14 protein-coding genes are annotated in these 12,818 nt (G+C 68.5%); 7 read left to right on the top strand and 7 right to left on the bottom strand.

The annotated features are described in order from the left end of the window. Positions 1 to 11: 11 nt before the first annotated feature. Positions 12 to 836 (bottom strand): hypothetical protein, encoded by an 825-nt coding sequence (locus tag ACN28I_RS42290; protein WP_420947545.1) that lies wholly within the window; start codon positions 834 to 836, stop codon positions 12 to 14. 290 nt (positions 837 to 1,126) lie between these two features. Between ACN28I_RS42290 and ACN28I_RS42295 the strand changes: the two genes are divergently transcribed. Beyond that, positions 1,127 to 1,888: a hypothetical protein gene (locus tag ACN28I_RS42295; protein ID WP_420947546.1), complete on the top strand. Its 762-nt coding sequence runs from the start codon at positions 1,127 to 1,129 to the stop codon at positions 1,886 to 1,888. Then, positions 1,888 to 2,790, top strand: coding sequence for a DUF3396 domain-containing protein (locus tag ACN28I_RS42300; RefSeq protein WP_420947547.1), 903 nt, complete (start codon positions 1,888 to 1,890; stop codon positions 2,788 to 2,790). Before ACN28I_RS42295 ends, ACN28I_RS42300 begins: the two co-directional genes overlap by 1 nt. 4 nt (positions 2,791 to 2,794) lie before the next feature. Here ACN28I_RS42300 and ACN28I_RS42305 read toward each other — a convergent pair whose 3' ends face one another. Both ACN28I_RS42305 and ACN28I_RS42310 read right to left on the bottom strand, forming a co-directional pair. Next, entirely contained in the window at positions 2,795 to 3,400 is a 606-nt protein-coding gene (locus ACN28I_RS42305) for a Uma2 family endonuclease (protein WP_420947548.1), read from the bottom strand. Positions 3,401 to 3,607: 207 nt separating this feature from the next. Next, positions 3,608 to 4,855, bottom strand: a complete 1,248-nt coding sequence (locus tag ACN28I_RS42310) for a hypothetical protein (protein WP_420947549.1) — start codon at positions 4,853 to 4,855, stop codon at positions 3,608 to 3,610. 464 nt (positions 4,856 to 5,319) lie between these two features. Between ACN28I_RS42310 and ACN28I_RS42315 the strand changes: the two genes are divergently transcribed. After that, positions 5,320 to 6,288 (top strand): NosD domain-containing protein, encoded by a 969-nt coding sequence (locus tag ACN28I_RS42315; protein WP_420947550.1) that lies wholly within the window; start codon positions 5,320 to 5,322, stop codon positions 6,286 to 6,288. Between the two features lie 216 nt (positions 6,289 to 6,504). Then, entirely contained in the window at positions 6,505 to 6,924 is a 420-nt protein-coding gene (locus ACN28I_RS42320; RefSeq protein ID WP_420947551.1) for a hemerythrin domain-containing protein, read from the top strand. Between the two features lie 125 nt (positions 6,925 to 7,049). On the opposite strand, the gene ACN28I_RS42325 is transcribed toward ACN28I_RS42320, so the two are convergent. Both ACN28I_RS42325 and ACN28I_RS42330 read right to left on the bottom strand, forming a co-directional pair. Beyond that, positions 7,050 to 8,096, bottom strand: coding sequence for a serine hydrolase domain-containing protein (locus ACN28I_RS42325; protein ID WP_420947552.1), 1,047 nt, complete (start codon positions 8,094 to 8,096; stop codon positions 7,050 to 7,052). A 10-nt stretch (positions 8,097 to 8,106) separates the two neighbouring features. Beyond that, the gene (locus ACN28I_RS42330; RefSeq protein WP_420947553.1) at positions 8,107 to 8,652 is read right to left on the bottom strand and encodes a DUF2378 family protein; all 546 of its coding nucleotides are present in this window, start codon (positions 8,650 to 8,652) and stop codon (positions 8,107 to 8,109) included. Between the two features lie 183 nt (positions 8,653 to 8,835). Here ACN28I_RS42330 and ACN28I_RS42335 point away from each other — a divergent pair, with 183 nt between their 5' ends. After that, positions 8,836 to 10,200 (top strand): cyclic nucleotide-binding domain-containing protein, encoded by a 1,365-nt coding sequence (locus ACN28I_RS42335; protein ID WP_420947554.1) that lies wholly within the window; start codon positions 8,836 to 8,838, stop codon positions 10,198 to 10,200. On the opposite strand, the gene ACN28I_RS42340 is transcribed toward ACN28I_RS42335, so the two are convergent. Next, entirely contained in the window at positions 10,193 to 11,041 is an 849-nt protein-coding gene (locus tag ACN28I_RS42340; protein WP_420947555.1) for a methyl-accepting chemotaxis protein, read from the bottom strand. The two genes, ACN28I_RS42335 and ACN28I_RS42340, sit on opposite strands and share 8 nt — an antisense overlap. Positions 11,042 to 11,181: 140 nt before the next feature. Between ACN28I_RS42340 and ACN28I_RS42345 the strand changes: the two genes are divergently transcribed. Further along, complete coding sequence (locus ACN28I_RS42345) at positions 11,182 to 11,556, top strand: hypothetical protein (RefSeq protein ID WP_420947556.1); 375 nt, start codon at positions 11,182 to 11,184, stop codon at positions 11,554 to 11,556. Positions 11,557 to 11,577: 21 nt separating this feature from the next. Next, positions 11,578 to 11,844 carry a hypothetical protein gene (locus tag ACN28I_RS42350; RefSeq protein ID WP_420947557.1) on the top strand — a complete coding sequence of 89 codons (267 nt, stop codon included), beginning with the start codon at positions 11,578 to 11,580 and terminating at the stop codon, positions 11,842 to 11,844. Positions 11,845 to 12,050: 206 nt separating this feature from the next. On the opposite strand, the gene ACN28I_RS42355 is transcribed toward ACN28I_RS42350, so the two are convergent. After that, positions 12,051 to 12,446 (bottom strand): hypothetical protein, encoded by a 396-nt coding sequence (locus ACN28I_RS42355; RefSeq protein ID WP_420947558.1) that lies wholly within the window; start codon positions 12,444 to 12,446, stop codon positions 12,051 to 12,053. Positions 12,447 to 12,818: the final 372 nt, after the last annotated feature.

Raw genomic sequence — 12,818 nt, forward strand, 5'->3', positions numbered from 1 at the left:
GGACCCTGACCTCATGGTTGGAGCGCACTCGGCTGGGGCTTCGGGCGCTCAGCGACGGGCAGGTAGCATTTCCCCTGATACTCGGCCTGATCGTCGTAACAAGGCGGGCGCTTCTCCAGCGCTACCCAGCAGCCGCCATTGATCTCCACCTCGCCTTTTCTGGGCTTGCAGGGTGCCTTGGCCTGGTTGCCGAAGGGCTTCGCGGGAAGTGGGTAGGTGATGCCAGTAGAGTCCGGGTCTTCCGTCTGGACCAGGGTGGTCGCATTGAGCGGTGAATCGGCCCCCTCGCCCCCACTATAGGCCGCGAGCTGCTTGTCCTGGGACCTTGGCGCTGGCAGAGCGCTCGCCAACGGCTCCGGGCTGTTCGGAGGCCGGGACTCGGGGGCCAGACACACCAGCGCCAGGAGCAGGGCGCACACCGCAGCGGCGCTCGCCACACCCAATCCCAGGCGCCACCGAGAGCGGGTCTCATAGTTCTCGGGGACGGCGCGGGCCATGCGCCACACTGCCTCGCGCACGCTCTCGAACGTGAACACCAGCGACTCCACCGACTGCCTGTCGGGCGCCCTGGACCACGGGGTTTGCTCCACTTGCATGACGACGTAGCCAGGTGGGGCCGACGAGGAACTGAGACTCACCCGCCAGTCCTTCAGCGCCGCCGCGTCCTGCTCGGCGTTGAGCTTGAGCACCAGGGCCGTTGCCCCGCTCGTCTCGTGCGTGGCCAGATAGAGTTCCTCCTGGCCGCGAGCGGCCTGCGGCACCTGCTCCTGGAGTTGATACGGCCCCAACTGATCCGGATTCTCCTCACTGGCCTCGGCCTGCTTCTGCTCGTCCATGCGTGCTCCTCGCTGGCCGCCGTGCCTGCCGGAGGCCTGATGCTCTTGTTCGCATGGACGGGGGCCTGACTTCCAGGAGGTACTCGGTGCACCAAGCGGCGGACTACTACACAGGTGCACTCCCCTCGATGAGGGACGGTTCGTCGAGAGTTCACCGGAATCCACTACACTCGAAGTCCACCCACCCTGGAGGAGGAAGTCGAGGCATGTCTACCCGGCCCCCCACGTCCGGCATACCGCTGCTGCTCATTCTCCTGTTGCAGGTTGGATGCGCCGCGGGAGGTCCGCTGGTGAGCACGTTGGGCCCCACCCGTGCTCCGGTCCAGTACGCACAGTCCACGGACTCGGCGACGGCCGGCTGCCTGCGCAACCCCGCCTGCTACAAAACCCTGCCGGGCGAAGAGGCGGTCATCCCCTGGGTGTCACGTGCCGTGGACGCCGCCAACGCCGCCACCACCATGTCGGTGATGCTGGAGGGCGCGGAGATCAAGGTCGTCGAGCAGGTGCTGACCGACTGCGCCCAGAAAGCTAATGAGAAGGTCAACAAAGAGGATAAGGAACTCCAGGGACAGGAGCCCACCAGGGAGCAATGCAAGAAGGTGGTGCGCATGGAGGGCGGGAAGGAGGTGACGCGCGCCATGGAGCTTGGGGCGAGGAAGCACGAGGTGGCCCTCGAGTGCGCGCGCATGGCATTCGCGGAACGCTTCACGCAAAATGTCAGCGTGGAGCCCACCTACCAGAAAGACTCCAGCACGGGACGATGGCGGTGGGTTGACCCCAAGCAAGTGGAGGAGTGGCTGCAACTCGGGTTGACCAGCATGCTTTGGGGTGCACTGGTGCCCGATGTCGTGATTCACGTATCGGGTAATCCGAACCAGGTTCAGCGCATCTATGACCTGAAGTTTCCTTGCCCGCCCAACAACAGACCTTCGTGGCGGCAATCCACTCAGGGCCAACCTCATCATCCAAATGATCAAGGTACGATGTACAAAGAGGCACTTCTTGATGGAAAGCTCGATGCCAGTTTCGTCACGCCCAAGGGGGTTCAGTGATGAATGAGCACTATCCGCGCGTTCGCCTCTACTCGACCATCGGTGGTGAACAACGTTCCCTGTACATCCGGGAGAGCGTGAGCCTCACCTTCTACATGAAGCGCCCCCACCAGGAGATCGTCCAGGAGGTGATGCGCTGCATGGAGGTGTACCTCCGTGCCATCGGGCCCCAGGTGCTCGGTTGGTATGCAGACCCGTACAGTGGCGACTGGGAGGAACTCGATGACAAGGGTTGGGCGTACATCCGGCGCTTGATGCTCGAGGAACCCGTCGCCCAAATTTGGTTGAGTGAGTCTCCCAGTGAGACCACAGGGTATGAGGTTCTCTACAGGGGCCGGTTGCTCAAGAAGAATGTGACAAGCGCACTGTCCTTCATTCTGCCCACGGAATACCTGGAAGCGCACGGACCGGGACACGTGCGGGACCTGGCGCTAGAGCTGGCGGCGAAGTTGCCCTTTTGCTCCGGACATGGGGGCTTGTGCTTCAACTACCCGGAGAGCGTCGTCGGCACGACCGATGCCATCCGCGAGATGTCCTTCCGCCATCCTGGCCTGGACATCCCAGGCTTTCACTTCGACTCGTTCTCTATCGGCACCCGGGTGAAGGGGGTGCACTGGCTGAACTTCCTGGGCCAGCCCGTGTTGGGCGAGCTCGGGGGCGCTGCGGGCCTGCGTGAGCGCCTGCGCTCGCCCGGCACCACCGTGCAGGAACTCGATGGCGAGCGGGCCGTGGTGACGCTGGGGACATGGCCGGAGGCGGGTGACACGGAGCAGGGCCGCACGTTGCCCGAGTACCGCGAGCTGGCACGCGTGCTGGAACCCTGGCTGTACATGGACCGTGGCAACTGGGGTGGCTTCTCCGACGAAGACATGCGCCGATGGGAGCGCCGCTTCCTCGACTGACGCCTCATCTGGACCAGAGCAGCGCCAGCTCGAGCTCGATGGCCTCGAAGGGCTCGGCGCGGACTTGCTGCTCTCCGGCGAAGGTCTCGACCAGGAGCCAGTGGTTCCCTTTGAGCCGGAATATATCGAGCGTGTGGGCCAGCGGGTCCACCAGCCACAGGTGGCGCACCCCTTCCCGGGCGTAGATGCGCATCTTCAGGCCCTTGTCCATGTGCCGCGTGCGCTCGGAGAGCACCTCGCACACCCAGTCCGGCGCGAGGTCGTAGTGTGCCGGGGCCTCGTCCCCTCCAAGGGCATCGGGGAGGCGCTCGCGCCGCCACCCGGCGAGGTCCGGCACGAGTTTGTCCGGCCGTCTTCCGAGGTGCAGTTCCGGCTCGTCGAGGAGGACCCATCCGCCCGGTCCGCCTCTGCCGAACTTGAAGGGCCCGCCAATGAGGATGCCGAGGTTGGTTGCGACGTTGGTGTGGGGGCGAGCTGGGCGGGGACTGAGATGCAGCTCCCCGTCCAGAATCTGAGCCACCATCTCCTCTGGAGCCGCCTGGAAGGCCGCCTCGACGGACGGGGCGTTTCGCTCGGTGGACTCGGACTCGGAAGGGCGACGGGTGGCCATGAGGGATGATTTCAGCATGGCCCTCGTGTCGTGCAATGCCGGGGCCGCGAGGACCGGCGGCCCCGTGCTCCAGGCCCGCCGAGGGCAGGGGGGCTCGACACAGCGCTCAGAGTGGGTTCGAGCCGGGAGGCACGCGCTGGGCGCCGTAGGTGTAGACAGTCTCCTCCCTGGACACGCGCCGCCTGGATGCGCTCATGCCGCCCGCTCCTACCGCGTGCTGGCCTTGGGCGCCCGGAAGGCGTTCATGTGCGCCACTTCGTCCCTCATGGAGGACTCGATCATCTCCTTGCGCAGGGAGGGCAGGGGCCACTGATGGGGCACCGCGCCATCCACGGCCTTGTAGCTGGCCCGTGCGTCATCGCTCCGCTCCGTGGCCTGCCGCAGGCGCTCCGGGTCCCCCAGCTCCGTGGCGGCCTTCTTCATGAGGTTGAGTCCCACCAGCCGCTCGAGGATGGAGGACTCCTCGGACAGGCGCGAGCCGATGCGCCACAGCGCCTCGTTCAGGCGCTGGCGTTCGGCGGGCGTCAGCGTGTCCCGCGAGGCCTCGGTGCGCTTCTGCAGCAGCCAGGGCGTGGGGCCCACCAGTGCCATGACGGCAACCATGTACGCGTGGTTCTCCGGGCGAGAAATCCCGGTGGCTTCGAGGTGGCGCAGCGCGTACTGCTGGATCGAGAGGAAATCACTGTGACGCCAGTCCGGCAGCCGCGAGAGGGCCTCCAGCTCCTGAATCTCCCGGGCCGTGAGAGGTGCCTTGGCGTCCGTTCCCTCCAGGAGGAGCAGGGCGCGCAGTTGCATGGCCTCCGGGTAGTCGGCGGAGAGCGCCGCGAGGCGGGCGCGCAGGGCGGCTCGGAGCTGGGTGCGCGGCGCGGCGGGCAGGTGGTCGCGCCCGAGCTCCTCGGCGATGGGGACGATCAGCTCGGGAGGCGCGAGCACGGGGAGCTGTTGGATGAGGGCGCGGGCTTGCTCGGCATCGAGCCTCATGGTGAGGGCGACCAGGGCGCGCTGCTCGGCCGAGAGCTCCCGCTTCCAGACCTCCTCGGGGCCAGGGCCCGTGGCGGGCGGCTCCGGGTCCTTCGGCAGGAAGGGCGACTCCCTGAGGTCGGGCCGGCCGGTGTCATTCCAGGCCTGGATGAAGGCCTCACGCCAGCCCATGGCTGGCCGGGTCCGCCGGAGGGCCAGGAGCGACTCCAGCAGGCGCGGCTCGGGGCGCTCGGGCAGGGTCTGCCGCAGCGTGAGGAGGGTGCTCTCGGCACCCTCCAGGTCTCCGGCTTCGAGCGCGGCGCAGGCGCGGGCGAAGAGGACGGAATGTGAGGGGGCCTGCGCGGAGGCCTCGGCTGGAGCGGTGGCGGCCCGCGCTTGGAGGCTCAGGGGCCCGAGTGCGAGGACGAACAGGGCGCGGCCCAGGTTGCGCGCCAGGTGCCAGGAGCGGCCGTGGAACGAGAGGACTCGTGTCATGTGCCCGAGCATAGCCGGACCCTTGCGTCTCCAGGCTCCGCCCGCGAGGTGTTGTCATCTCTCCCACTTGTCGCGCTCGAGGGCATGAGGAACTGGTGTGGGGATTGCTTGTGGCTGGAGGCATGAACGTGCGCTCTCCATGGTCCGCCTCGCTGTTGGTCGGTCTCCTGTTGGCCGGATGCGTCGAACCGCCTTCGGCGGAGGCTCCACCCGACACCGGCTCCTCGCCCGACGTGGTCCCCGTACCGGCCCCTCCACAGCCTGTGCCGCCTCTCGAGCAGCCCCAGCCCGCCCCGGTGCCCTATTCCCTCCGGGTTCCCGTCCCGGAGGCGCTGCGGGCCTCTGGCGCCGTGGTCGTGGTCTCGCGCCTGCATGAGTCCCGCCCGGCTCAGGAGTCCGTGACGAAGCTGGCCGCGGGGGCTCAGGAATTCGAGGTTGGCGGTACCCCCGGGGAGGTTCTGGCCGTGTCCGTGCTGGACCCCGCCGGTGGGCTGTCGGAATCGGCGATGGTCCCCGTGGGGCCCTCCGCCTGGCCCGCGAAGCAGGACAAGCCCCAGACCCTCCGGGTGCCTCAGGACTACCCGAACATCCAGGCCGCCGTGGATGCCGCACGGGCCGGTGACACCGTGCTCGTGAAGTCCGGCACCTACTTCGAGACGGTGCGCCTCAAGAGTGGCATCCGGCTGCTCGGCAGTGGTGCCCGGTGGACCATCCTCGATGGGGCAGGGGCGCCCGTGAAGCTCGTCGACTTCTCGGGGGCCACGGACGTCGTGGTGGCCGGGTTCACCTTCCAGAACGTCGGCACGGGGAACGTGTGTGACTCCCATGACGTGATGCACTGCGGGGGAGACTGGTACTCGTCCGCCGTCTACGCGGATGGCCACACCGACCGGGGCGAGGCGCCGACGTCCGCCCTCCTGATGCACAACGTCTTCCGCAACAACTCCATCGGCGCGATGCTCTACTTCCACGCTCGCGCGGTGGTGCGCAACAACCTCTTCGTGGGCAACACCCACGGCTTCGTGGCCAACCACTTCCAGGACGTGGCCCTCGTCGCCAACAACGTCTTCTGGGAGAACACCCGCGAGGCCATCGTCAGCCAGGCGGCCTACCTCGACATCCTCAACAACGTGGTGGCCCGCTCCGAGGTGGGCATCTGGCACGCGTACATCCAGACGGGCCGCATCCGTTGCAACTTGTTCTTCGAGAATGGCGTCAACGGCGCGGACATCAGCGACGTGCCGCCCCGGTTCGAGATCGGCACGGACGGCAATGTCGAGCTGGACCCGCTCTTCACGTCCCCCGGCGAGGGCAACTTCCACCCCGCCGGGGCCTCCCCGTTGATCGACGCCGGGTGCTTCGAGGGCCTCGATCCGAACGGGACGCACGAGGACCGAGGGGCCTACGGCGGGCCCCTCGGGAGCTGGCAGTGAGTGACAGCCCGACGATCGGCGCCACCGCCTGGAAGACGACCTGATCCAAGGGGAGACCGAGGGCCTCGAGCTTCGCCTGGGCGGGCTCGAGTGCCTCCTCGTCCACGAGTCCTACCTCGAGGTAGCCGGTCGTCTCGTCGTGGACTGGTGCCCGGCTGCCCGGCGTCCGGGGATGAGCGGCTTGCCGCCGGACGAGCCAATGCCGAGCGTCCTCCTATGGATCCGATCGAACTCCTGACGCGGCAGCATGAAGAAGCGGAGAGCCTCTTCCAGCAGGTGGCGGTGGCGAGCGGGGAAGAGCGAACCCACCTGTTCCGCCGTCTCGCCTACCTGCTCACCCTTCACACCCAGCTCGAGGAGCGCTTCTTCTACCCGGAGGTGAAGCTGGCCGAGACGAGCGATCTGGTCCAGCACTCCTATGACGACCATGCCGAGTCGAAGGCGCTGATCTCCCAGATGCTGCACCTCGACGTTCGCGACATCCAGTTCGAGCCCGCGCTGATCCGCCTCCGCGAATCCGTCGAGGCGCACGTGGCCGAGGAGCGCTCCATCCTCTTCCCCCAGGTGCGGAAGCTGCTCTCCTCCGAGCACCTCGCGCGGCTGGGCAACGGCTCGTGCGGGGGGTGGACGAGCTGACGCAGCCCGGAGCCCTTCCGGCCGTCTCGCCCGAGTCCCAGCTCGGCGCGCTCTAGCCTGGACGGTTGCACGGCGGCCCGGGGCTCGGGCTCCTGTCCGGCACTCCGAGCCCGTGCCGGACCGCGTCAACGGAGGTAGCCGCTGAGGAGCGTGAAGCCGGGCTCCTCGACGGGCACACGCCCGAGAAGCGATGCGAGGAAGGAGCCCGCGTGGTCCGACAGGACGACGACCCCCGCCTCCGCGTCCGCCGAGAAGCCGATGAAGCCGGAGTAGCCGCCCGTCACCGCGGCGCGCCACGCCACGGCTTTGCCCCCCACAGGGGAGAGCCTCCACCCGAGCCCCGCGTGCCCGCCGCGGGTCTCCACGCGCGGGCTGTGCGCGAGCCGCAGGGCCCGGCCGAGTCCGGCATCCTCGCGCCCGAGGTTCGCATCGAGGAAGCGCAGCAGGTCGGGCACCGTGGAGCGGAGGGCCCCCGCCCCGGGCATCGCCGGGAAGGTCCAGCCCGGCACCGTGCCGCCCCGGGCGGAGTGGCCGGGAAGCAGGCGCCGCTCCTGATCCTCGGAGAGGCGGACGGCGGTGGTGTCGCTCAACCGCAGCGGCGTGCTGAGGAGATCCCTCACGGCGTGTCCGTAGTTGAGCCTCAGGCGCCGTGAGAGCGCATGGCCGAGCACGCCCAGGCCGATGACGGACTCGGCGTACGGCCGCGGGGGCGGGTGACGGGGGTGGTAGCTCCGCAGGAAGGCGCCGAAGAGCTCCGCGGTGAAGTGGCCGTAGGGGTCGGCCGGGTTCTGCTGGGGCGTCCGCAGGTTCGCCGGGACACGCGGCATGCCCGAGGTGTGCGTCGCCAGTTGCTCGAGCGTGATGCGGCCGGCGGCCTCATCCGGGAGGAGCGGCAGGGGAATCAGCTCCTTCAACGGGGTGTCGAGTCTCGCCTCACCCCGGTCCACCAACAGCGCGAGCAGGGTGCCGGTGAAGACCTGGGTGAGCGCGCCCAGCTCATACAGCGCGTCCACCGCGGGCAGAGGCCCCTCGCCGCGGAGGGCCTGCACGTGGTGCACGCCGCGGTGCGTGAGGCCCACACACAGCGCGGCCGAGGGGTAGGCGCGCAGGTAGCGCCGGGTGGCGTGGAGGATCGCGTCGGCGGGTGAAGCAGGGGAGGCGGAAGGGGGCATGGGTGGCCGGTCACCAGCTTACGTCGATGTCGAAGTCCTGCCCGTTGCGCATCACCACCGTGGCGGTGGGTTTGACGCCCGTCCTGCCCAGGCCCGCCTCCAGGAGCCCGGCGATGAGCTCGGGCTTGGCGTCCGGATCGTTCCGGATGGAGACGCGGTACTGGTGCCAGCCGAGCGGCAGCACCCGCACCTCATAGCGGAAGGTGTCGAGCGCCAGGAGACTGGGGAGGCGCGTCAGGAGGCGCTCCGGGCCGAGCATGGGCAGCCCCATGTCCACCACCTTCCCCATCCACGTCCGCAGGAAGCCCAGCCCGAGCTGGCGGCCCATTTCACGGTAGGCGGACTCGCGATCCCACCCGCTGTAGCAGTGGCGCCAGGCCACCTCGAGCGCCGCGTTCCACACCTCGATGGGGTAGATGGCCTTGGGGTGGCGCGGGTCATAGCCACACTCCCGGAGCGCGTCCGCGAAGGGCCCACCCGCCTGGAGCGAGTGGACGAACAATCCCTCGAAGAAACTGCCCTGGGTGGCGCGACCGGAGTAGGGGCCCTGCATCATGCGGGTACCAACGGCACGAGTCCGTATACAGGACCCCGCCCTCCGCGAACAGGCCACCAGGACCTCCTCCCTCCCGGCGCCACTCTGTGTCAGGTTCGTCACCCTCACACCAGGGCCCGGCGGCCCTGCCTTGGAGACACCGCGATGCGGAATGCTGCTTCCCATTGGAGCCGGTATCCGGAGTTGCTCACGGAGGATCACGCCCTGCTCGATCGGCTCGGGACCGTGACGGAGTACCCCGCTGGCAGCGCCCTCATCACCCAGGGAGAGCGGCCCGAGGCGCTGCTGCTGCTGTTGGAGGGCACTGCCTCCGTCCACCTGCGGCGGGGGGACGGCATGCTGGAGGTGGACCGGGTGGCGAGCGGGGACCTGCTGGGCGAGATGTCCTTCCTCACCAATGACCTGGCCAGTGCCTCGGTGAGCACCCTCGCGCCGAGCCGGGTGCTGCGCATCCAGCGCTCGGCGGTGGAGCAGCAGGCCGCCGTGGATCCGGGCTTCGCGCTGCGGCTGTACCGCGGGCTGGCGCGGCTGATCGCCGAGCGCATGCGCGAGCGCAACACCCGGCTCTTCGCCCAGGGCCCCGCTCCCGTGGACTACGCCGCGGCCTGGACGGATACGCTCGCCTCGCTGCGCTCCATCCAGCTCCCGCCGGTGGTGGAGCGCTACGTCTCCGCCTACGAAGAGGTGGGGCACCGCGGCGCCTTCCTGTGGCGCTGGTGCTGGCGCGGCGTGGACGAGACGACCCTGCCCCTGGTGCCCGAGGCGTGGAAGGAGCACGTGCTCTCCACCAAGCTGCTGGCCATCATCCTCAACGTGCTGCTGGACGACCTGGCGGATCAGCGTGGCTCGGAGCAGTTGCTGGAGGCCGCCCTCACCATCCCCTTCCACCCCCAGGGCAAGGCCGCTCCCGCGCCCGAGGTGCCCGCGGAGGAGCGGCGCTATTTCGCCCTCATCGCGGAGCTGTGGCACGCCCTCGAGGAGCGGGTGCAGGCGCTTCCCCACCACGCCGCCTACCGTCCGCTCTACGTCTTCGACTACCAGCAGGTCTTCAACAGCATGCGCCACTCCGTGCTCACGCGGAACCGGCCGGCCCTGCACAACCTGGCGGAGAACCGGGCGTACTCTCCGCACAACATGAACATGATGGTGTTCGCCACCATCGACCTGATGACGGCCCCGGTGGTGGAGACGGAGCTGGGCGCCATCCGCGAGACGATCTGGTACGCGCAGAGCATGGGGCAGATCGCCAACATGACGGCCACCTGGCGGCGCGAGGTGCCGGCGCGGGACTTCGCCAGCCGGGTGTTCGTCCAGGCCCTGGAGTCGGGAGTCCTCACCGCGGAGCAGCTCGAGACCCTGCCCCCGGAGGAGATCACCGCGCGCATCGACTCCTCCGGCATGGAGGACCTGTTGCTGGCCGAGTGGCGCGAGCAGCGCCAGCGGCTGGACGTGCTGATGGCCCGGGTGCGCTCCTTCGACATGGCCCGGCTGATCCGGGGCGTGGACACCCTGCTCGGCATGCACCTGGCCGCGCGCGGTCTCATCTGAGGCGTCTGGCCGGGGCCTTCTCCAGGCCATACCGGCGGGCGAGCGTGTCGACCTGACCGGACACCTCGTCGCAGTCACCCGCCGCGCCCTGGACGACCTTCAGGTGCGCCAGGGTCTCGTTCGTCAGGCGCAGCATCTGCTGGAAGGCCCTGAAGAGCTGCGCGATGTCCTGGTGCTGCCGCTCCACCGCCTGGGTGATTTCCCCCACCGTGGCGGAGTTGCGCTGGGCCAGCAGCGCCAGCTCGTTCAGCGAGCCGCTGCTGGCGTTGAGCCGCTCCACGGCATCGGCGATGCCCTGGGCGCCCTTGTCCACCAGGGAGACGGCCTCGTGGATGGCGGTGCCCAGGCGCTCGATGATGGTGCGCACCTGCTCGGTGGCCTTGCCGGACTGATCGGCCAGGGCCCGGAACTCGCGTGCCACCGTGTTGAAGCCCTGGCCTCGCTCTCCCGAGTGCACCGCCTGGATGGCGGCGTTGATGGCCAGCATGTTGGCGCGTTTGGCCAGATCCTCCACCGTCTCGATGACGCGCTGGAGCTCCTGGGTATGCCGCTCGAGCTGGCCCACGTGGACGCGCACGTGCTCGGTGGTGGTGCCGATGTTGGAGAGCCACTGCAGGGACTGCTGGATGGCCGTCTCTCCCTGCCGGCCCAGCTCGGCGGTGCGGTTGAACACCGAGTGGATGGACTGCACCCGGTTCTGGGCCAGCAGCGAGTTCTGGCGGATCTCCCTGGCCGTGATGTCCGTCTCGCGCAGGGCGGTGGACTGTTGCTCCAGGGTCTGTTGTTGCAGGCCACAGCTCTCGCCCAGGCGCGAGCTGGCCTCCCCCAGCCGCTGCGTCACGGCCTGGAGGCTCCCGGGGCAGCTCCTGGAGCCGGTCGAAGAGCAGCCAGACGCTGGAGGACAGGTCTCCCATCTCATCCGTGGAGACCCAGCGGGGAGGCCGCGAGGTTCCGCGGGTGAGCCCTTCCAGGGATTGGTAGATGGCCTCGGCTCCGGCCCGCTGCCTGCGCCCCATCCCCCACACCGTCAGCCCCGAGCCGAGCAGCAGCAGGGCGGTGGTGCCGCCGACCGAAAACAAGAGCTCGTTGGACAAGGCCCCGCTGCTTCGCGTGAGCTGCTCGGCCAGCGCATGCTGTTTGTTCTGGATGAGCTTCCGGCTCAAGTCCTCCCTCAACCGGGTGAGCTGGATGTGCACCACCGTCCCGGTGAAGACGAGGGTCCCGAAGAGCAGCGAGGCGAGCACGTACGGGAGGAACCAGCTCTGGCGGGGGCGGAAGAGACCGCGGCTGGCCGGGAGCGAGCGCGGGCTGCGCTCGAACTCCTCGAGCGTGAGGGGCATCAACATGCGCTCGTAGAGGATGAAGAGGAGCGAGCCATTGAGCAGCCCCACGCCCGTGGCCACCGCCAGGCCCTTTGGGACGATGCTCCAGACATCCTTCTCGAGAATGACGGCGATGCTGGTGTTGATGAGGAAGCCGCCCAGCATCCACATCAACAGGTTGGACACGAGGATGAGCTTCCAGGGCAGGGCGAGCAGGCGCTCCAGCCGCCGCCCCGGGAGCTCGTCCGGGATGATCCGCAGGGCCCGGTGCAGCAGCAGCCTCATCACCAGCAGGGACAGCAGGACGCCCGAGAAGACATAGGTGATCGCCAGCGAGAACCCCACGGCACGCCAGTCATTGGTGCGGTCGAGGCCGAGCAGCAACGCGTCGACATACAGCGCCATGGGCAGGCTCAGGAGGGTGACGACTCCCGGGTGAAGAACAACCGCAACAGGAGCGGTGTGAGGGAGCGGCCCTGGGGCGCTGGCGGAGTGCTTTCTGACATGGAAGGCCTGGCGCGAGCGGCTCTACCGGCCGCGGATGGATGGGATTGTCATGACGCGATGATCTCCAGGCAGTAGAGCCCGTTGCGGGTGATGCTCAGCCGGGCCGGCCAGGTTTGATCCGCGAGCCCGGAGATCGTCAGCGTCACCTCTCCCAGCTCCGCGGCGCGCGTCTCGCCCTTCGTGCAGCTCCACGAGGATCTCGATGTTGCAGTACTCGGAGGCCGGGGGGCACTGCTGGGTGTGCGCGCCCGCACGTCCCGGCTCGATGTTCATCTGATAGGAATACGGGTGCGAGTCCATCTCGAGGATCGGCTGCCAGCCGACGGAGACGAAGGCCGGTTCCTCGTTCTTCTGATCCACGGCGACGCTCACCGTGTACTCCGTCCCCTGCTTGATGCGCCCGACGTCGACGATCATGCGCTTCTCCCGTGATCCAAGGACCTGCTCCGCACAGTGACGGCTGGCGCGGCGCCGCTGTGAATTCGCCGCCGGGCCCTGATCCCGGGCAGGTGCCTGGCGCTCCTCGGGATGCCGTGAGCGTGCAACATCCCTGTTGCACTGGATCCATGACGGCCGGGCCCGCCCGCTGTGACGCCGTGCGTCCGGGGACCGCCTTCACACCCACAGTGGAGGCCCCCTGGAACCCCTGTCCGGTTTTTCACATCTACCCGGGCGGACCGTTCTGTCCTCGCGGGCGGGAAGGCGCGGTTCCACCCGTCGCTGATGTCAGCCCCGTCGATTAAATCTGCGATCAGGGAGCACGCCGTGAGTGTTGACACCTTGGTGTTC

Source organism: Archangium gephyra, assembly GCF_049060025.1.
Lineage (GTDB): Bacteria > Myxococcota > Myxococcia > Myxococcales > Myxococcaceae > Archangium > Archangium gephyra_A.

Excerpts from the sequence above, each read along its gene's own strand:
- ACN28I_RS42290 (WP_420947545.1), bottom strand. The coding sequence starts at position 836 with ATGGACGAGCAGAAGCAGGCCGAGGCCAGTGAGGAGAATCCGGATCAG.
- ACN28I_RS42300 (WP_420947547.1), top strand. The coding sequence starts at position 1,888 with ATGAATGAGCACTATCCGCGCGTTCGCCTCTACTCGACCATCGGTGGT.
- ACN28I_RS42305 (WP_420947548.1), bottom strand. The coding sequence starts at position 3,400 with ATGGCCACCCGTCGCCCTTCCGAGTCCGAGTCCACCGAGCGAAACGCC.
- ACN28I_RS42310 (WP_420947549.1), bottom strand. The coding sequence starts at position 4,855 with ATGACACGAGTCCTCTCGTTCCACGGCCGCTCCTGGCACCTGGCGCGC.
- ACN28I_RS42320 (WP_420947551.1), top strand. The coding sequence starts at position 6,505 with ATGGATCCGATCGAACTCCTGACGCGGCAGCATGAAGAAGCGGAGAGC.
- ACN28I_RS42325 (WP_420947552.1), bottom strand. The coding sequence starts at position 8,096 with ATGCCCCCTTCCGCCTCCCCTGCTTCACCCGCCGACGCGATCCTCCAC.
- ACN28I_RS42330 (WP_420947553.1), bottom strand. The coding sequence starts at position 8,652 with ATGATGCAGGGCCCCTACTCCGGTCGCGCCACCCAGGGCAGTTTCTTC.
- ACN28I_RS42345 (WP_420947556.1), top strand. The coding sequence starts at position 11,182 with ATGGCCTCGGCTCCGGCCCGCTGCCTGCGCCCCATCCCCCACACCGTC.
- ACN28I_RS42355 (WP_420947558.1), bottom strand. The coding sequence starts at position 12,446 with ATGATCGTCGACGTCGGGCGCATCAAGCAGGGGACGGAGTACACGGTG.